Source organism: Nodosilinea nodulosa PCC 7104 (assembly GCF_000309385.1).
GTDB lineage: Bacteria > Cyanobacteriota > Cyanobacteriia > Phormidesmidales > Phormidesmidaceae > Nodosilinea > Nodosilinea nodulosa.
Genome location: NZ_JH976537.1, coordinates 1,236,780 through 1,262,754, shown reverse-complemented (window position 1 = coordinate 1,262,754; position 25,975 = coordinate 1,236,780). Strand labels below are relative to the sequence as shown.

The 25,975-nt window shown below is 57.9% G+C and carries 27 protein-coding genes; 10 read left to right on the top strand and 17 right to left on the bottom strand.

Annotation, left to right across the window (positions count from 1 at the left end):
• Window positions 1–44: 44 nt before the first annotated feature.
• From LEPTO7104_RS0105540 to LEPTO7104_RS0105495, 10 genes are all read left to right on the top strand, one after another.
• Window positions 45–1,136, top strand: coding sequence for an ABC transporter permease (locus LEPTO7104_RS0105540; RefSeq protein WP_017297560.1), 1,092 nt, complete (start codon window positions 45–47; stop codon window positions 1,134–1,136).
• 300 nt (window positions 1,137–1,436) lie between these two features.
• Window positions 1,437–2,366, top strand: a complete 930-nt coding sequence (locus LEPTO7104_RS0105535) for an ABC transporter permease (RefSeq protein WP_017297559.1) — start codon at window positions 1,437–1,439, stop codon at window positions 2,364–2,366.
• A 154-nt stretch (window positions 2,367–2,520) separates the two neighbouring features.
• Window positions 2,521–3,201 carry a biuret amidohydrolase gene (gene biuH, locus LEPTO7104_RS0105530; protein ID WP_017297558.1) on the top strand — a complete coding sequence of 227 codons (681 nt, stop codon included), beginning with the start codon at window positions 2,521–2,523 and terminating at the stop codon, window positions 3,199–3,201.
• Window positions 3,202–3,338: 137 nt separating this feature from the next.
• Entirely contained in the window at window positions 3,339–4,880 is a 1,542-nt protein-coding gene (locus LEPTO7104_RS0105525) for an ABC transporter ATP-binding protein (RefSeq protein WP_017297557.1), read from the top strand.
• Between the two features lie 4 nt (window positions 4,881–4,884).
• Window positions 4,885–5,241 (top strand): cupin domain-containing protein, encoded by a 357-nt coding sequence (locus LEPTO7104_RS0105520; protein WP_017297556.1) that lies wholly within the window; start codon window positions 4,885–4,887, stop codon window positions 5,239–5,241.
• A 58-nt stretch (window positions 5,242–5,299) separates the two neighbouring features.
• Window positions 5,300–5,986 (top strand): cysteine hydrolase family protein, encoded by a 687-nt coding sequence (locus LEPTO7104_RS0105515; RefSeq protein WP_017297555.1) that lies wholly within the window; start codon window positions 5,300–5,302, stop codon window positions 5,984–5,986.
• 238 nt (window positions 5,987–6,224) lie between these two features.
• Window positions 6,225–6,695 (top strand): orange carotenoid protein N-terminal domain-containing protein, encoded by a 471-nt coding sequence (locus LEPTO7104_RS0105510; protein ID WP_017297554.1) that lies wholly within the window; start codon window positions 6,225–6,227, stop codon window positions 6,693–6,695.
• A 422-nt stretch (window positions 6,696–7,117) separates the two neighbouring features.
• Entirely contained in the window at window positions 7,118–8,086 is a 969-nt protein-coding gene (locus LEPTO7104_RS0105505) for a sodium-dependent bicarbonate transport family permease (protein WP_017297553.1), read from the top strand.
• Between the two features lie 4 nt (window positions 8,087–8,090).
• Window positions 8,091–8,402: a P-II family nitrogen regulator gene (locus LEPTO7104_RS0105500; RefSeq protein ID WP_017297552.1), complete on the top strand. Its 312-nt coding sequence runs from the start codon at window positions 8,091–8,093 to the stop codon at window positions 8,400–8,402.
• Window positions 8,403–8,445: 43 nt separating this feature from the next.
• The gene (locus LEPTO7104_RS0105495; protein ID WP_017297551.1) at window positions 8,446–9,159 is read left to right on the top strand and encodes a carbonic anhydrase; all 714 of its coding nucleotides are present in this window, start codon (window positions 8,446–8,448) and stop codon (window positions 9,157–9,159) included.
• 72 nt (window positions 9,160–9,231) lie between these two features.
• On the opposite strand, the gene LEPTO7104_RS0105490 is transcribed toward LEPTO7104_RS0105495, so the two are convergent.
• From LEPTO7104_RS0105490 to LEPTO7104_RS0105410, 17 genes are all read right to left on the bottom strand, one after another.
• A complete protein-coding gene (locus LEPTO7104_RS0105490) occupies window positions 9,232–9,831 on the bottom strand; it encodes a hypothetical protein (protein WP_026072397.1) in 600 nt (199 codons plus the stop codon).
• Window positions 9,832–10,226: 395 nt separating this feature from the next.
• Window positions 10,227–11,738 carry a GMC oxidoreductase gene (locus LEPTO7104_RS0105485; RefSeq protein ID WP_017297549.1) on the bottom strand — a complete coding sequence of 504 codons (1,512 nt, stop codon included), beginning with the start codon at window positions 11,736–11,738 and terminating at the stop codon, window positions 10,227–10,229.
• Between the two features lie 20 nt (window positions 11,739–11,758).
• On the bottom strand, window positions 11,759–12,190 hold the full coding sequence (locus tag LEPTO7104_RS37950) for an HNH endonuclease (protein ID WP_040695298.1): 432 nt from the start codon (window positions 12,188–12,190) through the stop codon (window positions 11,759–11,761).
• Complete coding sequence (locus LEPTO7104_RS43195) at window positions 12,177–12,392, bottom strand: hypothetical protein (RefSeq protein ID WP_264307789.1); 216 nt, start codon at window positions 12,390–12,392, stop codon at window positions 12,177–12,179. Before LEPTO7104_RS43195 ends, LEPTO7104_RS37950 begins: the two co-directional genes overlap by 14 nt.
• A gap of 260 nt (window positions 12,393–12,652) precedes the next feature.
• Window positions 12,653–13,258 carry a cytochrome c oxidase subunit 3 gene (locus tag LEPTO7104_RS0105475; RefSeq protein WP_017297547.1) on the bottom strand — a complete coding sequence of 202 codons (606 nt, stop codon included), beginning with the start codon at window positions 13,256–13,258 and terminating at the stop codon, window positions 12,653–12,655.
• Window positions 13,255–14,940, bottom strand: a complete 1,686-nt coding sequence (ctaD, locus tag LEPTO7104_RS0105470; RefSeq protein ID WP_017297546.1) for a cytochrome c oxidase subunit I — start codon at window positions 14,938–14,940, stop codon at window positions 13,255–13,257. The genes LEPTO7104_RS0105475 and ctaD overlap by 4 nt, the downstream gene beginning before the upstream one ends.
• Window positions 14,933–15,850 (bottom strand): cytochrome c oxidase subunit II, encoded by a 918-nt coding sequence (locus tag LEPTO7104_RS0105465; RefSeq protein ID WP_017297545.1) that lies wholly within the window; start codon window positions 15,848–15,850, stop codon window positions 14,933–14,935. The genes ctaD and LEPTO7104_RS0105465 overlap by 8 nt, the downstream gene beginning before the upstream one ends.
• Window positions 15,851–15,975: 125 nt before the next feature.
• A complete protein-coding gene (locus LEPTO7104_RS0105460; RefSeq protein WP_017297544.1) occupies window positions 15,976–16,641 on the bottom strand; it encodes a DUF2231 domain-containing protein in 666 nt (221 codons plus the stop codon).
• Entirely contained in the window at window positions 16,641–17,138 is a 498-nt protein-coding gene (locus LEPTO7104_RS0105455) for a DUF2231 domain-containing protein (protein WP_017297543.1), read from the bottom strand. Before LEPTO7104_RS0105455 ends, LEPTO7104_RS0105460 begins: the two co-directional genes overlap by 1 nt.
• 321 nt (window positions 17,139–17,459) lie before the next feature.
• The gene (locus LEPTO7104_RS0105450) at window positions 17,460–18,863 is read right to left on the bottom strand and encodes a proton extrusion protein PcxA (RefSeq protein WP_017297542.1); all 1,404 of its coding nucleotides are present in this window, start codon (window positions 18,861–18,863) and stop codon (window positions 17,460–17,462) included.
• 85 nt (window positions 18,864–18,948) lie between these two features.
• A complete protein-coding gene (locus LEPTO7104_RS0105445; protein WP_017297541.1) occupies window positions 18,949–19,959 on the bottom strand; it encodes a glycoside hydrolase family protein in 1,011 nt (336 codons plus the stop codon).
• Between the two features lie 78 nt (window positions 19,960–20,037).
• The gene (locus LEPTO7104_RS0105440) at window positions 20,038–20,820 is read right to left on the bottom strand and encodes an N-acyl homoserine lactonase family protein (RefSeq protein WP_017297540.1); all 783 of its coding nucleotides are present in this window, start codon (window positions 20,818–20,820) and stop codon (window positions 20,038–20,040) included.
• Between the two features lie 248 nt (window positions 20,821–21,068).
• Window positions 21,069–21,326: a BrnA antitoxin family protein gene (locus LEPTO7104_RS0105435; protein ID WP_017297539.1), complete on the bottom strand. Its 258-nt coding sequence runs from the start codon at window positions 21,324–21,326 to the stop codon at window positions 21,069–21,071.
• Window positions 21,327–21,328: 2 nt separating this feature from the next.
• Complete coding sequence (locus LEPTO7104_RS0105430) at window positions 21,329–21,595, bottom strand: BrnT family toxin (RefSeq protein ID WP_017297538.1); 267 nt, start codon at window positions 21,593–21,595, stop codon at window positions 21,329–21,331.
• Window positions 21,596–21,866: 271 nt separating this feature from the next.
• Window positions 21,867–22,658, bottom strand: coding sequence for a hypothetical protein (locus LEPTO7104_RS0105420; RefSeq protein ID WP_017297536.1), 792 nt, complete (start codon window positions 22,656–22,658; stop codon window positions 21,867–21,869).
• A gap of 273 nt (window positions 22,659–22,931) precedes the next feature.
• The gene (locus LEPTO7104_RS0105415) at window positions 22,932–23,987 is read right to left on the bottom strand and encodes a cysteine hydrolase family protein (protein WP_017297535.1); all 1,056 of its coding nucleotides are present in this window, start codon (window positions 23,985–23,987) and stop codon (window positions 22,932–22,934) included.
• 83 nt (window positions 23,988–24,070) lie between these two features.
• Entirely contained in the window at window positions 24,071–25,969 is a 1,899-nt protein-coding gene (locus LEPTO7104_RS0105410) for a hypothetical protein (RefSeq protein WP_017297534.1), read from the bottom strand.
• Window positions 25,970–25,975: the final 6 nt, after the last annotated feature.

The following is a 25,975-nucleotide window of genomic DNA, read 5'->3' as shown; positions in this document are numbered from 1 at the left end:
CCCATCCACGTCATTAAAAATCTTGTGAAAAAAGGAGCAGAACCATGACCGATCGCTGGCGGAGTTCCCTGGAGAAAATCTGCATTCCCATCGGGGCCTTGGTGGCGGCCCTGGCATTATTTGGCCTGTTTTGCGCCCTGGCGGGGGCCAACCCCTTTGGGGTCTATTACTCGATCTATCGGGCCGCCTTTGGCAGCTGGAGTTCGTTTCAAAATACGCTGATTCAGGCGTCGCCGCTGATGCTGAGCGCGCTCTGTACGGCCCTGCCCGCGCGGCTGGGGCTGGTGATTATTGGCAATGAGGGGGCGCTGGTGATGGGCGGCCTGGCGGCGGTGGCGGGCGGCCTCACCCTGTCGGGGGCGGGCGCTCCTGTGCTGGGGGTGCAGCTGGGCATGGCCCTGGCGGGGATGGCGGCGGGCGGCATCTGGATTGCCATTGTCGGTGCCCTGCGCCACTACCGCGCGGTGAATGAAACCATTAGCAGTCTGCTGATGAACTACATCGCGATCGCGTTTCTCAACCACATGGTCAACGGCCCCATGAAGGACCCCAGCTCCCTCAACAAGCCCTCCAGCTACCCCATTCCCGAAATAGATATGCTGGGCACGCTGCCCGGCAGCCGGGTGCACTACGGCCTGGTGCTGGGGCTGATTGCCTGCGGCCTGGCCTACTTTTTGATTCAGCGCACCACCTTTGGTTTTGCCGCCCGCACCGCCGGGGGCAACGTGCGGGCGGCGCGGGTGGCGGGGCTGCCCGTGGGCAAGCTCACCCTGGCGATCTGCTTTTTGGGCGGGGCCTGCGCGGGCCTGGCGGGCATGGTCGAAGTGGCTGCCGTCCACGGTCGGGCCAACGAATCGCTCAACGCCAACTACGGCTACGGCGGCGTGCTGGTGGCGTTTATTGCCCGCCACAACCCGCTGGCGGCCAGCCTGGTGGCGCTGCTGCTGGGGGGCATTCTCGCCAGCGGCGGCATTTTGCAGCGCAGCCACGGCCTGCCCGACGCCACGGTGATGGTATTCCAGGGCATTGTCTTTCTGTCGGTGCTCTACAGCGATTCGCTCTACGGCAAGCTGCCGATCTTCAAACCGCGCCCGGCTCGGCCCCGGCCTCCTGTGGCGACGGCGACGGCGGTTTAGAAGATCCACTCCTCCAGGCTACCGCTTATACACATCTCCGTTCTTGGCTAAATCCCCATCACGATTCCCCCAGATGCGTCCTTTCCAAACTTCTCAATAAAGTCCCCCTTAGGAAAAGGGGGCAGATTTCCTCCAAAGAGGTAGCCATTGCCCCCCTTTTTTAAGGGGGGTTGGGGGGATCGATCTCGGGCAATACAGATGAGATGTATTTGTGTGTAAGCGGTAGCCCTCCCATGAGGGGATAAACCTTAACCAATTCCGAGCTTAGTGCAATCCATAAACCTACGGAGAGTAAGAACCATGGCCAGTGAAGCCTTAGGGTGGTGGGGCATTCCCCTCGCCATTATTGCTGGAACCCTGCGGGGAAGCGCCCCGTTTCTGTTTGTCAGTCTGGGGGAGTGCCTGACCGAAAAGAGCGGCAAGATCAACCTGGGCCTGGAGGGCACGCTGCTGATGGGGGCGATGAGCGCCTACGCCGTGTCGTACCTGACCGGGTCGCCCTGGCTGGGGGTAATCGTGGCGGGGGTGGCGGGCATGTTTTTGGGCTGCATCCACGGCTGGCTCTCGCAGCAGCCCCGCGTCAACGATGTGGCGGTGGGCATTGCCATGATCATTTTCGGCAGCGGCCTGGCTTTCTTTTTGGGCAAGCCGTTTATTCAGCCCTCGGCCCCGCAGCTGCCGGTGATTTCGCTGGGGGCCTGGAGCCAGATGCCCCAGGTGCAGTCGGCGCTGCAAATTAGCCCGCTGTTTTTGGCGGGGGTGGCGATCGCGCCCCTGATGCAGTGGTTCTTTCGCTCCAGCCGCTGGGGTTTGCTGGTGCGCGCCGTGGGCGACAGCCCCGATGCCGCTCGGGCCATGGGCATTTCAATCTTTAAAGTGCGGATGGCCAGCATTGTGGCGGGCAGCTTTTTGGCGGGCATTGGCGGGGCGTCGCTGTCCCTGTTTTACCCCGGCAGCTGGTCCGAGCGGATCTCCAGCGGCCAGGGCTTAATGGCCGTGGCCCTGGTGATTTTTGCCCGCTGGAACCCGGTGCAGTGTCTCTATGCCTCGCTGCTGTTTGGCGGCGCCCAGGCGATCGGCCCGGCGCTGCAATCGGTGGGTATTGACTCTTATTACTACCTGTTCAACGCGTCGCCGTATATTTTGACGCTGATTATTATGATCGTCACCTGCTCGCCGAAGCGGACGCTGACCGGCGCGCCAGGGGCGCTGGGTCAGGCTCAGGAGTAACAGTTTGAGCCGGACGTTTAGCGCAAGCTAGATAGCTCAGGCGATCGCGATCCCAGTCGATCCCAGTCGACCCCGTTTTACCCCTGCCATGACGCAGCCATGACGCAGAACAGTATCTACGGCACCTCGTTAGCCATCACAATGGAGAGAACCCATGGGAGTTTTTGTTGAAGCCGAGCCCTATCCGTATCCCTACAACGGGGATTTGCGGCCCGAGAATACGGCGCTGATTGTGATCGACATGCAGACCGATTTTTGCGGCATCGGCGGCTATGTCGACAAGATGGGCTACGACCTGTCCCTCACCCGCGCCCCGATTGAGCCGATTGCCAAGCTGCTGGGGGTGCTGCGCGATCGCCACTTCACCATCATCCACACCCGCGAGGGCCATCGCCCCGACCTGGCCGACCTGCCGGAAAACAAACAGTGGCGATCGCGCCAGATCGGCGCGGGCATCGGCGACCCCGGCCCCTGCGGGCGCATTCTGGTGCGGGGCGAACCCGGCTGGGAGCTAATCCCTGAACTGCAACCGCTACCCGGCGAAGTCGTGATCGACAAGCCCGGCAAAGGCTCCTTCTACGCCACCGACCTGGACCTGGTGCTGCACCGCAAAGGCATTCAGAATATCATTCTCGCAGGCATTACCACCGACGTGTGCGTGCACACCACCATGCGCGACGCCAACGATCGCGGCTACGAATGCCTGCTGCTGTCCGACTGCACCGGCGCCACCGACTACGGCAACCATCTGGCCGCGCTGAAGATGGTCAAAATGCAGGGCGGTGTCTTTGGCGCAGTGGCCCACTCCGAAGCCCTAATCGAAGCGTTGGGGTAGGCAAAAACCCCAGGCGGTGCACTGCTTCGCGAGTGCACCCTACCCGCTGCTCCACCCCCCCACCTCCCTATCCTCAACTCCCCCCCAACGCCCTACGCCCCCACGCCCCCTCCCCTATCCCCTACCCCCTACCCACCATGGAAACCACCGCCGTTGCCGTTCAAACCAAACCCGCCCCGCCCGAGCTAGAGGTCGTCAACCTGACCAAGCGCTTTGGCACCTTCACCGCCCTCGACCAGGTTTCGCTTAAAGTTACCCCCGGCAGCTTTCACGCCCTGCTGGGGGAAAACGGGGCCGGCAAAAGCACCCTGGTGAAATGCATCATGGGCTTTTATAAGCCCACCTCCGGGGATGTGCTGGTGGACAAACACTCCCGCACCATCGATAGCCCCAAGGACGCCCACCACTTTGGCCTGGGCATGGTCTACCAGCACTTCACCTCGGTGCCCGCCATGACCGTGGCCGAAAACCTGGTGCTCTCCCGCTACGACAGCCCCCAGTGGATTAACTGGAAGGCCGAGTACGATCGCCTCGACGCCTTTATGGCCACCTCGCCCTTTCAGATCGACCTGCGCACCCCGATCGCCCAGCTAGCGGCGGGGCAAAAGCAAAAGCTCGAAATTCTCAAGCAGCTCTACCTCAACAGTCGGGTGCTGATTCTCGACGAGCCGACCTCGGTGCTCACCCCCGACGAAGCCGACGAGGTGCTGGGCCTGCTGCGGGAAGAGGTCACCGCCGGGCACCTCAGCGTGCTGATGATCTCCCACAAGTTTCGCGAGGTGATGGCCTTCACCGACGAGGTGACGGTGCTGCGCAAGGGTCAGCTGGCGGGCCACGGCTACGTGCGCGACCTGACCGTAGACGCCATGGCCCACATGATGCTGGGCGAAAAGAAAGAGGCCACCCCGGTCGAGAAAGTTACCGTGACGGACATGCGCCCGGTTCTGGAGCTGCGGAACCTCTGCGCCGATCGCGACAATGGCCTGCCCGCCGTGCGCAGCGCCAGCCTGGTTGTCAGCACTGGCGAAATTGTCGGCATTGCCGGGGTCTCGGGCAACGGCCAGCGGGAGCTGGTGGAGGTGCTGGCCGGGCAGCGGCCCCGCCACAGCGGCGAGATTTTGGTCAATGGCGAACCCTACCAGTCCACCCGCAGGGAAATGGCCCGGCACCAGGTTTACACCCTGCCCGAAGAACCCCTGCGCAACGCCTGCGTGCCCCACATGAGCGTGGCCGAAAACATGGCCCTGCGCACCTTCGACAAGCCGCCCCAGGCCAAGCGCGGGCTGCTCAGCTTGCTCAATATTCGCCGCATGGCGGAGGAGCTGGTGAAGGTGTTTTCGGTCAAAACGCCGTCGGTGGATACGCCCGTGGGCAACCTTTCAGGGGGCAACGTGCAGCGCACCGTGCTGGCCCGCGAGCTGTCCTCCACAGACATCAACCTGCTGATTGCCGCCAACCCCTGCTTTGGCCTCGATTTCTCGGCGGTGGACTACATTCACAGCCAGATTCTGGCCGCCCGCAATCGCGGCGTGGCGGTGCTGCTGGTCAGCGAAGACCTGGACGAGCTGCTGAAGCTGAGCGATCGCATTTTTGTCATCAGCGACGGCGAGCTAGTCTACGAAAGCCCCACGGCCAGCGCCGACATCAAAACCCTGGGCCAGAAAATGGCTGGACACTAACCCTATGCAAACGATTCAATCCCTGGTTTTTCCCGAACTGTGGCAGATCTTGGCCAAGGCCGACGATCTGGCCTGGGAACCCTTCCGCTCCGGTGTGGATATCTACCGCCTCTACCCCCCCGAACCCGACGGGGCTGCTGCCGCCCTGCTGCGCTACCAGCCTGGCGCGTCCGTTCCCTACCATCGCCACCCCGGCTTCGAGCACATCCTGGTGCTCTCCGGCTCCCAGACCGATGACAACGGCACCTACACCGCCGGCACCCTGGTGGTCAACCCGCCGGGCACCCGCCACACCGTCAGCAGCCCCGAGGGCTGCATCGTCCTGGCCATCTGGGCCAAACCCGTCCAGATCGAAGAATAACCAGCCCAATAGATTACTCGCCCCCCCACCTACCCATCCACCCATCCACCCATCCACCATGACCATCCCCGCCAACCCCTACCCCTACCCCCTCCCCAGCACCGGCCTGGCCCTGATCATCATCGACATGCAGCGCGACTTCATCGAGCCCGGCGGCTTTGGCGATGCCCTGGGCAACGATGTCGGCCTGCTGCGATCGATCATCCCCAATGTTCAGGCCCTTCAGCAGGCCTTTCGCCGCTACGGACTGCCGATTTTTCAGACGGTGGAGGGGCATTTGCCCGACCTGTCCGACTGCCCGCCCTCGAAGCGCGATCGCGGCTCTAGCAGCCTCAAAATTGGCGATCGCGGCCCCATGGGGCGCATCCTGGTGCTGGGGGAACCGGGCAACGGCATCATCCCCGAACTCGCGCCGCTGCCCGATGAAGTGGTGATTCCCAAACCCGGCAAGGGGGCCTTCTACGCCACCGAGCTAGAGGCCTACCTCAAGGCCCAGGGCATTACCCACCTGATTATTACCGGCGTTACCACCGAGGTCTGCGTGCAGACCACCATGCGCGAAGCCAACGATCGCGGCTACGAGTGCCTGCTGGTGGAAGACGCTACCGAAAGCTACTTTCCCGAATTCAAGCAGGCCACCCTGGAGATGGTGCGCGCCCAGGATGGCATCATCGGCTGGACGGGCTTTACTGAGGCGGTGCTCAGCACCCTGGCGCTTCAGTACGACGCTGCGGTAGCGGTCTAGGAGCTGGCTTGCGATAGGTCCGTTTCGACGGTTCCCGGTAGATGGCTGGCCCTCTGGATAACCCTGTGGTTGCCCTGTCACTCCCCCCAGCGAGGATTTTGGGATTACCCCTTCTGGCGGACTACAGCCTTTGTCGGGGTCGTTAAGCTTTGTAAAGAAGCGTTGCAGTCCCGGTTCCCGCACGGAGTTGAAGCCTGCGGGCAGGGCGCAGCGTGAGACGCATATTCAGGAGGTCCCCATGACCTACGTAACCCTAGACGCTGTTAAAGAACCGCTCAAGCAGTTTGAAACCTTCGACGCCGATACTCAGCTAGGCCTGCTGTGGTACGGCTACCTGGACATCAAAGACCAGCTCACGCCCAACCCCGGCTACAGCACCGAGAGCCTTGGGCAGGTTCTGTACAACCAGGTTGCCGTCCTGCCTCAGGACGGCCAGCTTCAGGCCCAGCGCGATATCGCCAACCGGGCCGATACGGACTTGAGCAAAGAGTACGGCGCCCTAAGCCCTTCGGCTAAGCTAGAGTTTTGGCTGCTGCTGGCCCAGGGTATGGAGGCGGGCAACATTGTTAACGTCCCCAATGACTACACTTTACCCGATCACACCGAGGCCTTTGTCAGCCAGATCAAAGCGCTGGATTTTGAGCAGCGGATTAACTTTACCCGCAACGCTGTTGCCCAGATGGGTCTGAAGAAAGTCACGCTTGGTTAAGGGCAGGCCCAGAAACGGACCCCGGAAACAGGTTCCGAAAGTAGGCACTGGTTAACCGACGGTTCTGATCAGATCTGAAGCTTTTAGGAGTTAGCCCTTAGGGGTTAGCTCCTATTGTTTATTGGACGTTTATTGGTTTATAGCTGTGGCCAGTCTGGTTAAGACAGGTCTCCTATGAACGTTCAAACGTTTGAACGTTCATAGGGTTTCTGGGTGTCCTAACCAACGTGACTATGTCTATAATTGTTGCGAAAAATACTAATTTGACGGTCTTCTGGGCACCGCAGCATCGGCAAAGATTTTGGCGAAATCATTGACATAGGGAGATCCGACGCGATAAATCATGAGCATAGGATAATAGCGGCTGGCAACATGCAACGTTTCTTTAATTTTTGCCGATATTTGGGTTGTGAGGGGTGGACATGAATGCCAATTTGATCGTGTCCAATATTTTGAACCCTCCGGTGCTGTTTTTCTTTTTGGGAATGACAGCGGTTCTGGTTAAATCTGATTTAGAAATTCCGCCGCCGATTCCTAAGCTATTTTCCCTTTATTTGCTGCTGGCGATCGGATTTAAGGGCGGCGTCGAGCTGACTAAAAGCGGCATTAACCAACAGGTGGTTTTGACGCTGGTGGCCGCGATCGCGATGGCCTGCGCGGTGCCCCTGTACACCTACTTTATTCTGCGGCTCCGGCTCGATACCTACGACTCAGCCGCGATCGCCGCCACCTACGGCTCCATTAGCGCCGTTACCTTCATCACCGCCAGCGCCTTTTTGACCGAACTGGGCATGCCCTTTGATGGCTTTATGGTGGCGGCCTTGGCGCTGATGGAGTCTCCGGCCATTATTGTGGGACTAATTTTAGTCAACTTCTTCTCTAAGGATGAAAAACGAGAATTTTCCTGGCCCGAGGTGCTGCGCGATGCCTTTCTGAACAGCTCGGTCTTTTTGCTGGTCGGCAGCTTAATTATTGGTGTGCTCACCGGAGAGCACGGTTGGGAGGTGCTATCGCCCTTTACCCAGGACATGTTTTACGGCGTCCTGACCTTCTTTTTGCTGGATATGGGGCTGGTGGCCGCCAAGAGAATTAAAGACTTGCAAAAAACCGGAGTTTTCCTAATTTCCTTTGCCATACTGATCCCAATCCTCAATGCAGGTATTGGGTTACTGATTGCCAGAGCAATCAATATGCCCCAGGGCGACGCTCTTCTATTTGCGGTACTCTGCGCCAGCGCCTCCTACATTGCGGTTCCAGCGGCCATGCGGCTCACCGTACCCGAAGCCAACCCCAGCCTGTACGTTTCTACAGCTCTAGCGGTGACGTTTCCGTTCAACATTATTGTTGGCATTCCGCTTTATCTGTACGGCATTAATCTGTTATGGAGCTAGGCCCATGCACCTTGTTAAAAAGATTGAGATTATTGCCAACTCCTTTGAGCTGGCCAAGATTTTAGACTCATTAAAAAAATCAGGGGTTCATGGCCACGCGGTGATTCGCAACGTGGAAGGTGAAGGACTGCGGGGAAGCAGCGAGGACCTCGATATGACGATGGGAGACAACGTCTATATCATTGCGTTTTGTATGCCCGAGCAGATCAAAACCGTGGCTGAGAATGTGCGCCCGCTGCTAAATAAATTTGGCGGCACCTGCTACATCTCCGATGTGATGGAGATCCGCTCTGTGAAATGTGTCGCGTCACTGTAAGAAACAGGATTTAGCCAACCGGATTTATTTGAGGAATGGGGTTATGGATTACAGCAACAGGAGCATCGATCGCCGCCATCTGCTGAGATTGGGCTGGTACAGTGCACTGGGTTTGGCCACCGTCGGTCCGCTGCTGGAGGCAACAAAATCAGCGGCGGCGGGTTCAGTTCCTGCCTCCAGCTCCCTTAGTCCCGAGGCGGCGCTAGATCGTCTTCTGGCCGGAAACCAGCGGTTTACCCGACACGACCCGCAGCACCCCGACCAGTCGGAGGGTCGCGTGCTGGAGCTGGCCCAGGGGCAGCACCCCTTTGCCACGGTGCTCAGCTGTGCCGACTCGCGGGTGGCCGCTGAGATCGTCTTTGACCAAGGCCTGGGCGATATCTTTGACGTGCGGGTGGCCGGTAATATTGCCACCCCAGAAGTCGTCGGCAGTATCGAATATGCTGTGGAGCTGCTGGGTACGCCGCTGCTGATGATCTTGGGCCACGAGCGCTGCGGGGCCGTCACCGCCGCTGTGGAAAATGGCCCTCTGCCCGGAGAAATTGGCACCTTTGTGGAGGCCATTTTGCCTGCGGTAAAGCAGGTGAAGGGGATGCCGGGAGATGAGGTGGATAACGCGGTATCGGCCAACGTGCGCTACCAGGTAGAGCAGGTAATGCGATCGCAGCTAATTCGCGATCGCCAGCAGTCGGGTCAGCTCCAGGTGGTCGGTGCCCGCTACGACCTCGATACCGGCCTCGTCACTCTGATTACCTAGATCGCCTGATCACCGCGACCTGACCACAGCCCCAATTCTCACCAGTGGCCGTGGCTCATCTCCTGGGTTGCTTTAGGTAGTGCTTTCGTAAAGCTGACGACCATCATTCAGCTGAGAAGCAATTTCCTCACGGCTGTTGATAAAGGTGTACTGCTCGTTAAAGCTCCCGTTGGGGCGATCGCCGATCACAAAGTGGCGTACCGGCATGTCCGGCGCGTTCAGCACAACGCGATCGGAAACTCGCACAGGTTCTGAAGGAGCATTGGCATCTACTTGCTCTAGCTGAGAGACAACCCAAAGTTCGTTGTTAACGGCGTAGACTCCCTGGACGGTCAGATCGTAGCCGCCGGACGGAACTTCAACCTCCGGCGTAATGGTGCGCTCAACTCGATCTGCACCGGGCACGTTGACGTCGATGTAGGGAACGTTGACAGTCTGCTCTTCTTGAACTACGACCACCTTAGGAACCGTAACCGTCCGTTCTGTGACGCCAACATTGACATCTGGCCCCTGAACATCATATTCGGGCAGGCTGCCGGGTTCTACCGCAACATCCACATCGGGCAGACTGCCGGCTTCTTCTTGCTCAACCCGGCAGGCCCCCAATGGCAGCACAATTAGTAGCAGAGACAGAGGAATAAAGTGTTTTGGACGAGCTATGCGTAATTTCATCGCGTGGCCTTTTTAGTAATGACAGTGCCCCCCTTTACCCGCTCAAAAGCAATTATTTCAGCTGTTTCGCAACACGAACAGTGCAGCCCGCGGACGTAGCCAAAGCAGCTTTAGAAAAGGTATGGGGCAAGTATCGATGAAATCTCAAAATTTCATTCCAGCTCGCCTAGGAGGGCTTGTGAGCCTCTATAGTGTTGTCAAATTCCTTTGAATTGACATCTCCCATGGGCCAGGGTTAGTCATAGACGCGCTCCCTCAAAGGGTAGATATTACCACCGCGGTTTGGGCTGCCTCTGCCAGAGAATGGGTGGTTTTAACCCTCAAAGGCGGCACCGATTAGCGGAGACTATTCACGGAGCGATCGCGCTGCCGCCGCTGCCCCATCCCCCGGCCATCTACTTCAGCCGCTCTAGCAGATGGTCGCCCACCCGCAGGGCGTTAGCAATTACCGTCAGGGCAGGCCCCACGCTGGCGCTGGAGGGAAAGAAGCTGCTGTCGACCACGTAGAGGTTGTCCAGCTCGTGGGCGCGACAGTTAATATCCAGCACCGAGGTCGCCGGGTCACTGCCCATGCGGCAAGTGCCGCACTGGTTTGCCATCACCGGCAGGGGCACCTCCCCGCGCGGGTGCATGCCCGATCGCGAAAACAAGCTGCTGTCTTTTTCCACCGCCTTAAGCAGGTCCAGCCAGCGGTACACGAGGCGATCGTGGGCCTCGGCGTTGTTGGCGGCAAAGTGGATGGTAAGCTTGTCGCCCTTCACTTCCACTCGGTTTTTGGGGTCGGGCAGCACCTCGGTCATGGTCCACCAGGCGATCGATCGCGTCGCCAGCTGCTTCAGCCCAAAGTTGGGCATGAACTTAGTAATCAGCGAGAGCACCGGCGGCGACTCGGCAAAGATGGCATCCTGCAGCACGCCGCCCATGTTTTGAATGTGGCCCATGGGGTAGTCAAACTGGTCGCTGCCCCAGTAGTAGTCATTGATGCCCACCGATCGCGGAAACTTGCCGGAGTTAGGCTGGGCCGTCACCTCCACAATCGAACTCATGTTAATTTTCATCAGGTTGCGGCCTACCTGGTCAGAGCTGTTGGCCAACCCGTGGGGATGCTTCTCATTGGCTGACTGCAACAGCAGCACCGCCGAGTTGATCGCCCCGCAGGCCAGCACGATTATGTCGGCCATAAAGATGTAGGGCTGCCCATTGACCTCCGCCTGCACCGCCCTAGCCGCCGTGCCCGTCGGATTGGTGAGAATGCCCGTCACCCTGGCCGAAGTCTTGAGGGTAACATTGCCAAAATCCAGTGCCGGGTTGACGCCGAAAACCTCTGCATCCCCCGTGGGGTCATCGTCCCGCAGCGATAGCGACATGGGCAGCGGGTAGGGATGGCACCCCTGCTTAGCAATCCCCTCCACCACAGGCTGAATCGTCGGGTCATGGTCCACCGCCGGGTAGGGATAATCTCCACTGCGCGAGGGTTCCGTAGGGTCAACCCCGGCCTGGCCGTGCACCTGGTACAGCGCCTCCGCCTCGGTGTAGTAGGGCTCCAGATCGGCATACTTAAGACACCACTCGGGCGAAATCCCGTCCTGGTGGTTCACCGTTTCAAAGTCTCGCTCCCGCATCCGCTGGAGCGCTGCCCCGTAAATCTTGGTGTTACCGCCGATCGCGTACTTCATCTGGGGCGTAAACGGCTCGCCGTCGCCGTCGTACCACTGCTCCGGGGCGTGGTAGCGCTGCTTTTGAAAGATGTCCACATCGCTGATGTTCTGCTCCTCCAGGGGCATGGCGTCGCCGCGCTCCAGCAGCAAAATCCGCTTTCCTGACGCAGCCAGCTTGCGGGCCAGCGTGCCGCCCCCGGCTCCAGTGCCGACAATGATCACGTCGTAGTGTTGGTCGTCAATAATCATGGAGGGTTCCTATAAAAGTATTAGTTAGAAGAGGCATCAGGGGGGTGCCATCCCGCAGAAATCCAGGCTTGCCTAACTGTAACGGCGTAGGGATTGTTGAGTTGTAAGGCCATCACACTGGCACGTCCCACATCAGTTAATCCTTCAATCGAAATGCCACCATCTGTCCAGTGAAAATGCTGTGCCCAGTTCTGCAAACGTGGATTAAAAAGTTTTACCGTACGGTCAGTGATCGGGTCTTTGGCTTGAGTCTGAATGCCTTTGTAGGAGTTGCATAGGCGACAGGCCAACCATAAATTTTCCTCTTCATCAGAACCACCCGCCGCCTTAGGAATAATATGTTCAATTTCTAAAGCACCCAAAACATACTTTTGCAGGCTACGACAGTATCCACATTGATAATTGGCCTGAGATCTAACCCGATCTCGAATGGCTGCGTTAATTTGGCTCACTGGTCAATGGCTCAATCAATCCCCGATTAACCGCCTCACTGAGAGCCGTAGCTTTCCGCAGAAGGTCTTCCTGATAGATTTGCATCAGGGTTTGTAGCTCTGACCGCTCAGGTGCAGACAGATTTCCTTCTTGCTGGCGATCGAGCAAAAGGCTCAGCCGTCGGTCTTGTTCGGGGGCCATTTGCAGTTGGGTTAACGCCATTACTTCGTCATTTGCTAGGGATGAAATGGGGGCTAGGGCCAGAGCCTCCAATCGAACGGTTGGAATAGATCGCAAAATAGAGTCCCTTAGGACACTTGCGACATCCCTATTAGCTAGGTGAGCAAAGCGCTGAGCCCGTTGATAAACCTCATCTGGCAGGGTAATGGTGATTTGTGTGCTCATGGAAATACCTGAACAAATTTAGGAAGGGAAGCTTTTGCTTCACTTTAACCAGGGAAAAGGACGCACAACCGTTGTCCCTACTGCCACACGTAGATCAAGATAAACAGAATAATCCAGATCACATCGACGAAGTGCCAAAACAGAGAGGTAGAGGCTACCCCAAACTCACCCCTGGCGTAGTTATTCGGCAAAAACGATCGCCCCAGCATAATCCCCTGCAAGAGCACTCCGGTCATCACGTGCAGGCCGTGGAAGCCGGTCAGCAGGTAAAACGTGCCGCCAAACACACCGTCGGTAAAGCCGAAGGGCAACCCCATCCACTCCACCGCCTGGCCGTAGAGAAAAAAGCTGCCCATGGCCATGGTCAGCAACCAAAAGGCGCGAAAGCCCCAGAGGTTTTCTTTGTGCAAAAAACGCTCGGCAAAATAAATCACAAAGCTGCTCGAAACCAGCACTATCGTGTTGATCAGCGGCTCTTTGACCTCCAAGCCCTCAAAGCCCGCCGGGAGCCAGTCTGCGGTACCAGTTTTAAAGACGGCGTAGCCGACGAAAAAACTGAAAAAGATGATGCTCTCAGACAGCAAAAAGACCACAAAGCCAAACATGCGATGGTCTTCTTCTTCGTGCTCTGTCCCATGGGCGGCATTGCTATTGAGGGAAGGATCTACGTTGATGCTGCTCATGCTAATGCCTCTCCTGCGGGATTATTAGACACTAGGGGCTCATTACTTCCGTAGCCGTAGGGCGGCGACACCACCACCGGAATCTCCTCAAAGTTTTCGTGGGGTGGTGGCGAAGACACCAGCCACTCCAGACCGATCGCCCGCCAGGGGTTGTTGCCCGCCTTTTCGCCCTGATTCCAGGAACTCAGCATGTTCAAAATAAAGGGCAGCGTCGAAACGCCCAGCAAAAACCCGCCCAGGCTGGCGATCACGTTCAAAAACGCAAACTCGGGGTCATAGGACGCCACCCGCCGGGGCATGCCCAACAGGCCCAGCGGGTGCATGGGCAAAAAGATCATATTGATGCCAATAAAGGTCAGGGCAAAATGCAGCTTGCCCAGGCCTTCGTAGTACATGCGCCCCGTCATTTTCGGGAACCAGTGGTAAATCGCCGCGTAGAAGCCCATTACAACCGCCCCATTGATCACGTAGTGAAAGTGACCCACCACAAAATAGGTGTTGTTGACGTGAATATCAAACGGCGCTGACGACAGCATGATGCCGGTAATGCCTGCAAACAAAAACGTCGACAGCCCGCCCAGGGCAAATAGCATCGCCGTCGTCAGCCGCAGCTTACCGCCCCACACCGTCGCCACCCAGGCAAACACCTTGATCCCCGTCGGGATCGAGATCGCCATGGTGGTAAACATAAACAACATCCGCATCCACCCCGGCGTGCCGCTGGCAAACATGTGGTGGACCCACACCACCAGGCTGAGTACGGTGATCATCAACGAAGACACCACCACCACCGGGTAGCCAAACAGGGGTTTGCGGGCGTAGACCGGAAAAACCTCTGAAAACACGCCAAAGATCGGCAGCACAATCACATACACCGCCGGGTGGGAGTAGAACCAGAAGAAATGCTGATACAGCACCGGGTCGCCGCCGCGAGTCGGGTCAAAAAAGCTGGTGCCGACCGTGAGGTCGAGAAGCAGCATCACCGCCCCCGCCGTTAGGGCCGGTAGGCCGATCAGCTGAATCATTTGCGCCGACAGCACCGTCCAGCAGAAGGCGGGCATTTTGAACCAGCCCATGCCCGGCGCCCGCATTCTAAAAATGGTGGTGACAATATTCACCGCGCCCATAATCGAGGACACGCCCGACAGCGCCACCGCCAGCAGCCAGAGCGCCTGACCATTGATCAAATTGCCGGTCGGGTTTTGCAAACTCACCGGCGGGTAGGCCCACCAGCCCGACTGTGAGGGGCCACCGGGAATAAAGAAGCTAGCAATCAGAATGATGCCGAACACGGGCACCATCCAGAAGGCGGCGGCATTCAGGCGGGGAAAAGCCATATCCCGCGCCCCAATCATCAGCGGCACCAGATAGTTCGCTAGCCCGTTGAGCATGGGAAATGTCCACATGAACAGCATGATCGTGCCGTGCATCGTGAACAACCCGTTGTATACCGTGCGATCGACCAGATCTGCCTCGGGCGTAATCAGCTCGCCGCGCATCACCATGGCCAGGAGTCCGCCAAACAAGAAGAAGATAAAGGCAGTAACGATGTACTGAATCCCGATCACCTTATGGTCGGTGCTAAAGGTGAAAAACCGCCGCCAGTTATCCGGTGCGCCGGGTTCAGGCTGACGGCTCGCTTGGGGATCAGGCGATCGTACCTCCACAGATGCATCACTCATAGGAATCTTTCTCTGAACTGGTGTAGTTGACGATAGGGGCAGGGGCAGGCCTCACGGTCGCCCACCCTAGGCTAATCGAACCTTCCACGGCGCGGCTAAACGATTCGAAGGCAACGTTTTCAGCCGCTGTGGGTGGGTTCTGGGCGGCGGCGAGCAGCCATTGCCGGTACTCTTCCTCAGATTCGACGACGACATTGGTTTGATTCGCGGCAAAGTAGGTGCCGCTATATTCCGAGTCTCGCAGGCGGTAGCGGCCTTCGCGAATGGGCGTGAATGAAAAATCAATCTCCCGACCCGGCACAATATCTTGCTTCACCCGAAAAGCAGGGACAAAAAAACCGTGCAGCACATCCTCTGAGGTCAGCTTAAAGCGAGCTCGCTGGTTTACCGGCAGATGCAGCTCGGTGCTGCTCACGCCGTCCTCTGGGTAGCGAAACTCCCAGGCCCACTGGCGTGAGTGCACTTCAATGGGGGCAAAAGTCTGAGTGGGTTCAGGGTCGCCTGGCACGGATTCTTTTTTGTCGCCGGGTACGGTTCCCGGCGTTTTCATCTCCTGGGGCGCAAACGGGCTCAGCAGACTCATCTGGTCGTAGGTACTGTAGCTAACCGTGCCAATCCAGATGATCAGCATGATTGGCACCGCCGTCCAGACCACCTCCAGCCAGAGGTTGCCTTCAATCGGTGGGCCATCGGTGGAATCATACTTGGCCGCGCGCTGAAAGACCACGGAGTAGAGCAGCGTTCCAATCACGCCGATAAATATAAAGGTGCCGATCGCCGTCATAAAGCTAAACAGCTTATCGACCAGCACCGATTCTGCGGAGGCCTGGGGTGGCATCCAGCTGTAGGCTTGCTGCCCCATCCAATAGCTGATGGCTAGATTGGCCGCCGCTAACGCGGTCAGCCCCAATATGCTGCGCCGATTTAGTACGCGGTTTAGGTCACTTGTCCGTTGGTTCTCAGTATTCACTGGACTCTCTACGTTTAGTTTTTGAGCTAATACAGCTTTTGAGCTGATGTATGCCTACGTTAGAGCTACTCCTCTGGCCCAAAATCTCTGGGGCCAACGGCTCGCGGCTGGCTCAAGGCTTCGGCGGGTGGCGTACTGGATACCCGCTGATTGGGACTGACTCCCGATCGCAGCAGCCGGTCGGCGGTCACATGGACGCCAAATTCGCCCCCCAAATGCGCTCCCAGGGTGCCCTGGGCAAACATCAGCACAAAAATGACCAGTCCCGCCAGCAGATAGCTCCACTCCACCTGGCGGCCCCGGTCTTGGCGCCAGACATAGCGCTGAAACCCACGCCACACCGTCATTCCCACAATTAGGGTAAGAATCAGCACGCCGCCCAGGCCGTGCCAAATCATCGTGTCCTGATAGCCCAGTCCCCAGGAGCTAACGCCCTCCACCGGGGGGGCCATCAGCACTTCGTAAAAGCCAGCGGCCACCGTAAAGAAGGTGATAATGGCCGCCGCCACCATGTTGTACCAGCCCACATCGAACAGGTTGGAGCGGGTGGCGGGAATAGCCAAAAACTTAAACACCCGTTTCTCCAGGGGAAATAGCGCCCCCACAATATCAAACCCGATCGCCACAATAAACAGACCCAGCGTCAAGTGCACCAGGTTGGGGTGAATCGGCAGGGTGTAGGGCAGATTGTTGGCCCCCGTCGCCGCGATCAGGCCAGACCAAAGCACCATTAGAGCAATCCTCCCCGAGTGGCTTCGACTACGGTTTCATTGTGCAAACCGTAGACCCACACCAGCTTATCGCCCAGGTAAATCTGAAACAACACGATGCCGGTCAGCACCCCATTCAACCCCAGGTAGGCCAGCGGCAGCCGATCGGGCGTGCGAATGCGAATGATGTAGCGCCAGCCGGTGATGGCGGCGATAATGCCCGAGAGCGACCAGCCAAGGATGGTGTGCAAGTTCAGGTCGCCAACGGCAGCGGCGTAGGGCTCGGCTAACCCCGCTTCAATTTGGCCAAAAATAATCGCGATAAAAATCGATACGGTGGCAAACACCATATTCCACCAGCCCACCTCGAACAGGCGGGTGTTCTTGGTGATATACCCCACCAGATCGCAGACCACAGCAAACAGCACCATGGCAATGACGAAATGCACCACGATGGGATGAATGGTGTCGGGGTAGGGCAGGTTGTGGTTATTGAGGGGAGGCAGGTACTCAAACACAGAATTTGTCCTAGGGTTAACAGGTTGAGAGGGCTGAAGAGGCCAGGTGAAACAGCGGCTTGAGGCTTCAGTCGCCGCAGGCAGTCGCCCAGCAGCGGAGAACGCTAAATGCGGCTGAAATTAGCCCGAGCATATCAAGTTGCCCTCCACAGGGTAGGTATTCCAGCTACCAATCGCCAGGTTAAATCTCTTCCCAGATGCTCTTGCTACAGGCAAAATTTAGGATCCGTGAACAGCCTGGTGAAATTGTAAAGCCTCTACCCCAGCTTTGCATTCTCCCAGGACAGTTGTCGGAAGCTTTTGCTCCTTCCTCTGCTGAGGCTACTCGTTCATGTTCTTGTAGGTGGCTACCGCTGAGGGCGAAATGCGGTTCAGGTAGCGGAAGATCCAGTACTTAAAGATGGTGTCGAGAATCACCGGGAAAGTGGCGATAAACAGAAAGATAAAGTCGCGGTTGGCGGCAAAGCCAAGGTGCCGCGACAGCCCCTCCAGCAGAATCTCCCAGCCGTGGGGGGAGTGGAACCCGACAAAAATATCGGTAAACAGAATGATGATGAATGCCTTGGCGCTGTCGCTGAGGCCATAGACGATCTCATCCATAAACGATTTGAGGATGGCCACGTCTTGCCTGCGGGTGATCAGCAAGAGGGCGAAGGCGGCGGCGGCTAGAATGTCGGCAAACACGTTTTTGACGGCGCTGGCGCTGCGGGTGCGGTAGTCTTCTTCAATTTCAGTGGCCTTATTGCGCACCCGCTGCTCAATGTCCAGCTCTGTCAGCGGGGGGGCTTTGCCGAGCAGCACTTCGAACCGCAGCCGTTCTTCAAACTGCTGAAGTTCGTGCAGGGCTTCCTCTTCCATTTCTATGTTGAGAAAGACGTTGGCGTCTTCGACTCCACCCCTGAACCGATCGACTATCGGCCCCACGACGAAGGTTTTGGTAAACTGCTGGGTGAGCAGCGGCACGATGATCAGCAGCAGCAAAAATCGAATGGCGGCGGTGGTCTTGGATTTGGAGCTGCGAAATTCTTTCACCACCTCCTGCTCGGCGTTGGGGTCGAGGTCCTGGCGAATGCGATCGACGGTGCGAAGGATGGAGCGAGGCAGCACGTTGACTCGCTCCGACAGCCCGGCATCGCGCTTGCCGTCGGGGGTGGGGACGTTGGTCACGATGCCGGACGGGCCAGCGCCGCGAACGACGCCATTTTGGCTGTCTGTGATCTGTCCGGCCTTGGCCTGGTCGGCCCGCGATCGCAGCACCTGGGTTGACGAGGGCAGCCCAGCACTGGCCCCATTCTCTAGCGTAATCACCCGCTCGGGGTTGCTGTCGAGGTTGGCGTAGCGGGCCAGCACCGCGTCGATGAACTGGAGCTTGCGAAAAAAAACCGCCTGCTGGTCGATCACATTCACCGACAGCTCGCTGGCGTCAGACGCGGGTATCTGCACCTCCATCATCGGCGGATCGCTGACCCGCACCACCGACCGACTGGCGCGAAATATCGCCATGCGCACCTTAATCAGATTCAGGTACTTCTTTAGCTCGCCCTGGAAGTAGGCCGTGGCGCTGTCGCCATAGCTGCCGTAGCGGGTCGAGATCGGGTTGCCGCCAAAGTACTCACGCTCGATCGCTTCAATCATCTGAGCGGCTTCGTAAGCCTGGTTGAGGGTCCGCTCGGGGGTGCGAACCAGCCACCGCTGGGTGCTGCGGAAAAAGCCTGGGGTCTGCATTAGATGGGGCTGCTGGCGCTTGGATGTCCAAATCCTACTATAGTCAGCCTGCGGCGGGGGAAAGTGAGGGGCAAATTAAAATGGCTCAAACCGTTAGATCAGAAAAGTCGCGATCCACTGCTTTGAAATTTGTTTTAACGCCGCTGCGGCGAATGCCCCCGTGGTGGATATCGAATCCGACAATCTCACCGCCCAGTTCAGGAATGATTCGACAGGCGTAGAGGCCAGATATTTCAGGCATTAGAACGAAAGAATTTTGGCTGGAAAATGCTGTGGTGATGCTATCTTGTTTGGTCTTCCAGAGGGTTGATAAGGCTATACTCTGGCAGCCCCCTGCACGGTTTGTAGTGGGCGAAAGGTCATGCTTTGCCCAGGTGGAGAACACTAACTCATAGCTGCCCTGGAGATTTTTATACAGCTGCGGCACTTCCATTTCGGAGTAGCAACCTGGCTGCGATAGGGGAGGCAGATAGTTCCATTCGTGTTCTCCGCGTACAGCCTGGGCGAAGTTTTGATCTGAGACGGCTAAGAGCGCGATCGCGCCATTGCTTCCGGTTTCACCCCCCGAGAGCTTGGCTGAAAGCAGCATGTAAACTTGGCCCTCGTCTCGCTGCCGAAACAAAAACGGATCGCGCCAGGCGTGGATTGTCACATCGCCCGCAAGACTTTTCGGTTCGTAAAAGGCCTTTGGCTGAATTTGTGTCTTAAAAATTTGCCACTGCTGGGATGCCAGATCGCGGCAGTAGGCCACGCCTATATTTTGGGTCATGCCGTCATCTTGATGACGATCTCTCGATGTGTAGAACAAGAGATAGCCGTTTTTAACTTTGACAATATCGCCACTCCAGATTGAGGTATTTGCCCAGTGAGCTTCAGGGGGCTTCAGCACATCAAAGCTGTCGTCATTGCCCCAGTCTATGGAAACAAAATCTGACGTGGTGGCATGGCCTAGGCGGGAGGAAAAGTGATGCTGGCCCGATGGCACTAAAGCTTTATCGGCATTCAGGTAGAAAACATCAAAAGTTTTGGTTTGAAAATCGTAGTGGTACCAAAAATCCCACACGTGGCGACTGGGATGCTGTGCTGGAGAAAACATTATCACTGCGGCTTATAGACAGCTTTGGGCCAGCGCGATCGCGTTGGCCATTATTTTTTTGCCCATTATTTTTTGCTATTAGTCGCGCCAGGTGGGAAAGCTGGGCTGACTATTGAAAAAGGCAAAGTCGTGGTTGGGCCACAGCTCGGCCTTTTCTGCGCGGGCCAGGTCGTTGAGTTTGCGAATGCTGGCGATCGCCAGCGCCTCATTGTCTTGCCAGCAGTAGCCGGGGGCAACTTCATCGGTCAGGTTCTCGCTCAGATCAGCCGCATCCCCGCAGAGAATGACGGGTTTTCCCTGGGGCAGTTCGATGAACAGTGACATGTGCCCAGCGGTGTGGCCGGGGGTAGCAACGGCATAAACTCCCTTTGCAACTTCGTATTCGCCGCTCTGAATGTGCCACTGGTCGCTGCGGGCAATTTCGTCTTCAAAAATTCCGCTACCTAGCTTAGTTTTGGCGGCGGCAAGCTCGTCGCAATTTACGTGAACGTCGCAGCCCGGCAGATCGCACAGGCCCCCGGCGTGGTCAAAGTGCAAATGCCCCAAAAACACAACGTCAATATCCTTGGGCGTGAGGCCGAGCCTGTGGAGATAATTTGGAATTCGCTGCTCTTCAGTCATTTGCGGTGGGTCAAACAGGGGCCGCATGGGGTCAAAAAACTTGGCCCGCAGCTCGGGGTCAGCGATTTTGCCATAGTCACAGCCGACGTCGTAGAGAATGCGACCATTCGGTGTTTCGATCAGGTAGGCCAGGATGGGCGCTTCGATGAATTGGCCGTGCCCCCGGTTGCGGGTGGAGACCACTTTCTCGTATCGCTGGGTGCCGGTAAGCAAAGGCCAGAGCCTTAGGGCGCGAGCCATAGGTTATCTCCAGAGAGGTTTAGATCGTTCTGTGGGCATGAAGGCAGTATGTAAATTGTCCCCCTTGTAAAGGATCTGGGTTGTAAACGATCTGGATCGTAAACGATCTGGATAAATGATTTGGGATTACTGAAAATAGGGATGAGCTAAAAATTCGGTGCCTCTCGTAGGGGCCAATGGCCATTTGCCCTTACCCAAATTCTTGCCTCAATTCAGCAACGCCGATGACTTAGCTCTTAGCAAAAGCCCTACCTCTCAATACGCTCAAGCTCTTCACGAACTACTTTCCGCAGAGTTTCTTCGAGGGGTTGGCGAACGGCCTGAATGTGCTGACGCAGGGCTTCATTGATCAAGGTTTGATAGTTTCCTCCACCGGCACTGTGGGCTTGTTCACGAAACCACGCCAGAACGTCATCATCTAGCCGAATTGTGATGCGAGTTTTGCCCGAAAGCGTCGGATCGATCGCGCCTCGCTTACCCTGACTGAAATCATATTCGGCTTCCATCACTATCCTTCCTCGTATTGCCGCTGTTCCTGCTTTGTTGCTTTTCGGGCTGATATGATTTGAATTTCAGCGTCACGCAGGGTATAGACCGCCACCAAAACCCTGCCAAACCCATCTAGACCAAGTGTGACAAATCGTTCTTCATCAAATCGCTCGTCTGAAATGGTAATGGCCAGATCGTCTGAGAAAACTGACACAGCATCTGCAAAGTCGATACCGTGCTTCCGCAGATTAGCTGTAGCTTTGTCCTGATTCCATTGATAGACCATCTCAATTGTAGTATGTACAAGTGTGCATACCGCCAAGAATGTGTTCGACTCTACTTGCCTACGCCTTGAAGAATCCCAAACAAGCAGGCTGCGGTTAAGCGTTAGGCCAATTCAGCCGGTTCGGGGTTACTGCTTTCGGCAACGCCATAGTGTAGGCCAGCCATCGCTCCTGCTTCAGTGCCCGCTTTAACCCATCTTTTCGATGCGGCGCGATCGTCAGGCGAGATGCCCTGAGGCTTGACCCAGAACATCCTACCTGACCGTAACGTTGCTACGGAGCGCCAAAGCCGCCCAGGGAGGTTTGACTGAAACTCCCCGCACTCTGGCTCGCCCGCACCGCCGATTGCGAAAAGACCTGGAAGGCGCTGCGAATCTCCTTCTGGCTGTTGCCGGGGGTGAGAATCCACTGATCCCGAATGCCCATGGCTTGGAACACCTGGCGAAAGTCGGTGCTGCCGTCATCAATGCCCATGGCGGCAATGATGTGGTTTTCGGTGCGCAGCATGTCCTGCACCAGCGATCGCACCGTCTGCGCCGAAGCCCTATGAGAGTGGGCATCGGCCCCGTCAGAAATAACCAGCGTGACGCTGCGCACCGGCACGCCGTTGTCGGCAAACTCCTGGGTTTTGGCCAGCACCGTCCCCAGCAGCACGATCGTTTGATCGTAGAGTGGCGTGCCCTGGTTGGGGGTGTAGTTCTGGCTGTCCATGCGCACCGCCTGCCCCACGGCGCAGTAGGGGTAGAGCACAGCCCCATTCAGGTAGCGGTTGTGAACCAGAATGTTGTCCTGCTGGTTGGAGTTGAGCAGGGCATCGAGCACGGTGTTGTGCCCGGCCCGCACGATCGCGGCATTGCCGCCGTAGTCGATCGAGCCAGAGTCGTCGGGCATGATGGTGACGAGAACGACTTCGCTGGCGGTGACATCGTCTACATGAATGCCCAATCCGGCCTGGATTTGGGCACCAATGTCGGGTACATTGAGCGCCTGAAGGGCCTCGTTGGAGAGGATGCCTTCGGCCTGGGCCGACTGGAACAGCTGACTGAGATCGGGTGCTTGGGACATGGGTATTTTCCTCGTTGAGTAATCAAAAATTTGGATGCGAATTCCTCGTTTTTGAATCGGGGAATTCGTAAAGGCGCATGGCATTCGCCCTGATCGATCAGGGGTAGGTTAGAAGCTGTTTGAGACAGAATTCGTTGCCAGTTAAGTCCTCGGTTGATCCCCCCTGCCCCCCTTAAAAAGGGGGGTATTTAGGTTCAAAGTCCCCCTTTTTAAGGGGGATTTAGGAGGATCTCAACCTTTTGCTATACAAAGCAGGACTTTGGCAACAACTGCTTAGGCCAGATTGATACCGGCCCAGGAGGCGATCGCGTCGGTCGATTTCACCACCTGCATACCGGCGTCAGCAAAACGCTGAAAGGCCTCATCGGCCTGGTCGGTAAAGTCAACCACCCCCGGCACCACCACGGGCGAGGTGCAGTCCTCCAGCAGGTACACTTTTTTGGCCAGGCTGGGGTCCTGGGCCTGGATCTCGCTCAGCAGGTCATCGATGGTCCAGGCGACGCAGTGGCTTTTGGCCTGTCCGGCGATGATCACCGCGTCAAACTCCAGCAGCTTTTGGATAAAGCGGGTGTTCTTCTGGGCGATCGGGCGACCGTCGGGGCTATCCAGCACCTCGGGGCTGAGCACGGAGTAGTTTTCGGTCAGCGGGTTGCCGCCCTTGATCTCGAAATTGGTCTGGCTGTGGCGGGCGATCGCGTGGAAAAAGCAGGCCTCCTCCACCGCTGGCACCAGGGCGTGGCCAATGCCGCCCAGCATGGCGTGGTAGGGCCAGATGGTGAGGGGGTATTTGCCGTTGTCGCTGAGGCGCTGGGCGTAGTGCAGCGCAAACCGCTGAAGCACCATGTAGTTGCCCTGGGTGAGGCTGTAGGCGATCGCGGGGTTCACCTTCCACACTCCCTGCTGCACATCGGCCAGGGAAATGGTCGTCATCGGGGTGGGGTGGTCGCCCCCGTCATTGACCCAAAAGCTGGGGTGAAAAATCTGGGAGGCGGTGTGGGTATCCATCGTGGGGGCAATCTCGGTCAGCACGCCCAGGTTGCGGTAGATAAACTCACACAGGCGCTGGTTGTCGTCCACCGCCCCCCGGCCCGATCGCCCGCCGACGAACAGCTCAAAGCCCGGAATGCAGAAGGTATTTTGCACATCGATCGCCATCAGGCAGAGGCGGGTTTTGTCTTTGGCGGCGGGCTGTAGCCCCTGCTGCCTGGCCCACGCCTTGGCCTGGGCGGCGCGCTCCTGGTAGGGCACCCGCCAGATTTCCCCCACCCGCTGAGCCTCAAAGTGCGACGGAATAGCCAGTTGAGCTGGAGCCTGAATTTGATTTGCCATGGAATGAATCTCCTAAAAATAGCGAGGTTGAACAGGGAGCAGCACCGTGCGGGCTGCCCAGTGAGCGGTAGAAGGATGGAGAACTACGCGATCGCCAGCCGCAAAATTTCCCGGGCTTTGACCACGTACAAACCCTGGGAGGCGGGCAAAAGCTGGCAGCTGCTGTCCACAAAGGGTTCCGTATCGGAGAAGGTTTTGGTCTGCACCAGCTGGCCCCCCCGCAGCTCGATGCGAATAATGCCGTCGTCGGTGGCGGCCAGGAGGAAATTGGCGATCGCGCAGCCGGGGGCAGGGGCGGCGCGATCGCCGATGACGGCCAGCCAGTGGTCGGTGCCGCTGGCTGCCTGGGCCGTGGCGGCAATGGTGCCATCGGGGGCCATCACGACGCAGCGATAATGGATCTGCCCCTGGGCCTGAGTGGTCAGCACCAGCCAGCCGTAGTCCTGGCTGAGGGTGCAGGTGGCCCGAATCAGCTGTCCCGGCCAGGGGGGGAGCTGCACGCGATCGTTCAGGCCGGGCCGGTGGGCATCAAACACAAACGCCACCCTGAGATTTCCGGCCTGGTAGAAGCCCAAGCCAAACCGAGGCCCGACCCAAAAGCGGGTTTGATGGGGCAAAACATCGCCGATGCGGGCAGGGGCGTCGCGGCTAGCGGGGGGGAACGACTGGCACAGGAGTTGACCCTGGGCAATCCAGTAGGTAGCCCCGGCGTTGGTCTCTAGCAGTGCCGCTGATCCCAGGCTCTCAACGGCAGTGCGCTGTGGAGGTTGGTCGGGATGGAACGCGACAATCTGCCCCTGATAGCCCAGCAGCGTGGTTTCCCCCTGGAGGCGCCAGCGCAGGTTTGGGGCCAGATCGCCCTGGAGCAGCGCAGAGCCGTCTTCGCGGCGGAACTGGCCGCGATCGTGGTACACCCACCGAAGCTGACCCTGGGCAACCGTCGCGTGCAAAATCACCCCCTCGGTTTGAAACAGTCGCGTCGCCGTCACCGTTCCCCGCACCGTGGTGGCGACGGCGGCAGGGCTGGCAGAATGCTGGTGACAGTGGGGACACACAGAGCGAGCGTGGTCTCTGCCGCAGGTGAGGCACTGGGTCCAGCGCAGGTTGTCTAGCAGCGATCGCGGCATTTCCCCCCGCAGGTCCCGCTCAAACACCTGGTGAAAGTAGTGGAGCAGATCGTCCGGCAGCACAGTATAGGGAATTGCGGGCTTGGGATAGCGCACCTCGGGGTGAAACACCGTGATCCGATGCAGCGATCGCGCCCCCTGCACAACCTTCTGGGTTAGGTCTTTGGGCTTGTACACCCCGCCGTAGGGGTCGACAAATAGCAAACACTGCATCAGCATCACGGCAAAGGCATACCAATCCGAATCGGCGCTGGGAACCCCTTGCAGCATCGGCAGCGGCGCAGTCGGATCGCACAGCAGCGGATCGACAAAGCGGGCCGTAAACACCCGGCAGGGAAACGCCCCAAACTGAAACGAATCGGCATCGATCAGGTGGGCCTCGGTGCCGCGCACCAGCACGTTTAAGTCATTGAAATCGCCAATCACCACCTGGTGAAAATGCAGCTTAGCCACCGTATCGTGCAAGTCTTGAAACACCTGCACCACCGTCTGAGCTGAAATTCCCCGCTGCCGAAAACTGCGCTCGCCGTAGCGCAGCAGGGCATCGGTATGCTGCAATAGCGGCATGGTATAGCCAATGGTTTTTCCCGCTTTATCGGTGGCCAGGGCCTTGGGAGAAATGACCCGAGCGGGCAAATTTTGGGGAAAGTGGGCCAGCTTTTGCTGGTGAATTTGGATGCGATCGCGGGCCGCCTGCTGCTCGTGGCGTAGGCCCTGATAATCGGCATGATTGGGCGGTTTAAACAGCTTTAAAGCAGTAGTTGAATCGAGCTGAAACACATCCGCCTCGCCCCCTTTGCCGATCGCCCGACTCGGATCGGCCCGAACTTTTTTGCCGTTGATATAGATATCCATAGTGCT

Excerpts from the sequence above, each read along its gene's own strand:
- LEPTO7104_RS0105420 (WP_017297536.1), bottom strand. The coding sequence starts at position 22,658 with ATGTCCCAAGCACCCGATCTCAGTCAGCTGTTCCAGTCGGCCCAGGCC.
- LEPTO7104_RS0105450 (WP_017297542.1), bottom strand. The coding sequence starts at position 18,863 with ATGCAGACCCCAGGCTTTTTCCGCAGCACCCAGCGGTGGCTGGTTCGC.
- LEPTO7104_RS0105460 (WP_017297544.1), bottom strand. The coding sequence starts at position 16,641 with ATGGTGCTTTGGTCTGGCCTGATCGCGGCGACGGGGGCCAACAATCTG.
- LEPTO7104_RS0105515 (WP_017297555.1), top strand. The coding sequence starts at position 5,300 with ATGACCATCCCCGCCAACCCCTACCCCTACCCCCTCCCCAGCACCGGC.
- LEPTO7104_RS0105520 (WP_017297556.1), top strand. The coding sequence starts at position 4,885 with ATGCAAACGATTCAATCCCTGGTTTTTCCCGAACTGTGGCAGATCTTG.
- LEPTO7104_RS0105500 (WP_017297552.1), top strand. The coding sequence starts at position 8,091 with ATGCACCTTGTTAAAAAGATTGAGATTATTGCCAACTCCTTTGAGCTG.
- LEPTO7104_RS0105445 (WP_017297541.1), bottom strand. The coding sequence starts at position 19,959 with ATGTTTTCTCCAGCACAGCATCCCAGTCGCCACGTGTGGGATTTTTGG.
- LEPTO7104_RS0105435 (WP_017297539.1), bottom strand. The coding sequence starts at position 21,326 with ATGGAAGCCGAATATGATTTCAGTCAGGGTAAGCGAGGCGCGATCGAT.
- LEPTO7104_RS0105415 (WP_017297535.1), bottom strand. The coding sequence starts at position 23,987 with ATGGCAAATCAAATTCAGGCTCCAGCTCAACTGGCTATTCCGTCGCAC.
- LEPTO7104_RS0105495 (WP_017297551.1), top strand. The coding sequence starts at position 8,446 with ATGGATTACAGCAACAGGAGCATCGATCGCCGCCATCTGCTGAGATTG.
- LEPTO7104_RS0105430 (WP_017297538.1), bottom strand. The coding sequence starts at position 21,595 with ATGGTCTATCAATGGAATCAGGACAAAGCTACAGCTAATCTGCGGAAG.
- biuH (WP_017297558.1), top strand. The coding sequence starts at position 2,521 with ATGGGAGTTTTTGTTGAAGCCGAGCCCTATCCGTATCCCTACAACGGG.
- LEPTO7104_RS43195 (WP_264307789.1), bottom strand. The coding sequence starts at position 12,392 with ATGGCGTTAACCCAACTGCAAATGGCCCCCGAACAAGACCGACGGCTG.
- LEPTO7104_RS0105525 (WP_017297557.1), top strand. The coding sequence starts at position 3,339 with ATGGAAACCACCGCCGTTGCCGTTCAAACCAAACCCGCCCCGCCCGAG.
- LEPTO7104_RS0105410 (WP_017297534.1), bottom strand. The coding sequence starts at position 25,969 with ATGGATATCTATATCAACGGCAAAAAAGTTCGGGCCGATCCGAGTCGG.
- LEPTO7104_RS0105475 (WP_017297547.1), bottom strand. The coding sequence starts at position 13,258 with ATGAGCAGCATCAACGTAGATCCTTCCCTCAATAGCAATGCCGCCCAT.
- LEPTO7104_RS0105505 (WP_017297553.1), top strand. The coding sequence starts at position 7,118 with ATGAATGCCAATTTGATCGTGTCCAATATTTTGAACCCTCCGGTGCTG.
- LEPTO7104_RS0105535 (WP_017297559.1), top strand. The coding sequence starts at position 1,437 with ATGGCCAGTGAAGCCTTAGGGTGGTGGGGCATTCCCCTCGCCATTATT.
- LEPTO7104_RS0105540 (WP_017297560.1), top strand. The coding sequence starts at position 45 with ATGACCGATCGCTGGCGGAGTTCCCTGGAGAAAATCTGCATTCCCATC.
- LEPTO7104_RS0105440 (WP_017297540.1), bottom strand. The coding sequence starts at position 20,820 with ATGGCTCGCGCCCTAAGGCTCTGGCCTTTGCTTACCGGCACCCAGCGA.
- ctaD (WP_017297546.1), bottom strand. The coding sequence starts at position 14,940 with ATGAGTGATGCATCTGTGGAGGTACGATCGCCTGATCCCCAAGCGAGC.
- LEPTO7104_RS0105490 (WP_026072397.1), bottom strand. The coding sequence starts at position 9,831 with ATGAAATTACGCATAGCTCGTCCAAAACACTTTATTCCTCTGTCTCTG.
- LEPTO7104_RS0105485 (WP_017297549.1), bottom strand. The coding sequence starts at position 11,738 with ATGATTATTGACGACCAACACTACGACGTGATCATTGTCGGCACTGGA.
- LEPTO7104_RS0105510 (WP_017297554.1), top strand. The coding sequence starts at position 6,225 with ATGACCTACGTAACCCTAGACGCTGTTAAAGAACCGCTCAAGCAGTTT.